This is a genomic window from Paenibacillus sp. Y301, from assembly GCF_059445505.1.
This window is the reverse complement of sequence record NZ_JCAIUL010000056.1, coordinates 1-508: the sequence shown is the minus strand read 5'-3', so window position 1 is coordinate 508 and position 508 is coordinate 1. Positions and strand designations below refer to the sequence as shown.

At 47.8% G+C, this 508-nt stretch carries 1 protein-coding gene; it reads right to left on the bottom strand.

All coding sequences use genetic code 11. The annotated features are described in order from the left end of the window. On the bottom strand, positions 1-508 hold a 508-nt coding region (locus AC1D69_RS25070), incomplete at both ends, for a carbohydrate ABC transporter permease (protein ID WP_495458823.1).

Below are 508 nucleotides of genomic sequence, written 5' to 3'. Positions count from 1 at the left end.
GTGGAAGCGTTCTTCGCCAGCGCATCCACATTGCTCATTAAACTGTTCAGTAAAGCCTGCAAAGAATACAGGTCCTGATTGTTGATATACAGCATGGATTGGAACCAATCGTTCCAGTAACCAAAGCAGAGAAACAGTCCGATGGTTGCCAACAACGGCAAGGAAATAGGCAGTACGATGGAAAAGAAGGTCCGCAGTTGGCTCGCACCGTCGATTTCGGCGGATTCGATCAGACCATCCGGAATGGTACTGGTGAAGAAGGTTTTGCAAATAATTACATTGAAAGAAGATACGGCCAAAGGTAGAATAAGCGCCCAGACCGTATCCTTAAGGCCCAGCATATTCGCGTTGATATAGTAGCTGGATACCAAGCCCCCATTAAACACCATCGGGATGAATACCACCATGGTCAGAAATTTTTTAAGCTTGTAATCCGGCCGGGAGATCACATAGCCCATTGAAGCGGTGAGCAGCACGCCCAGCACGGTGCCGACTACTGTAACGAATA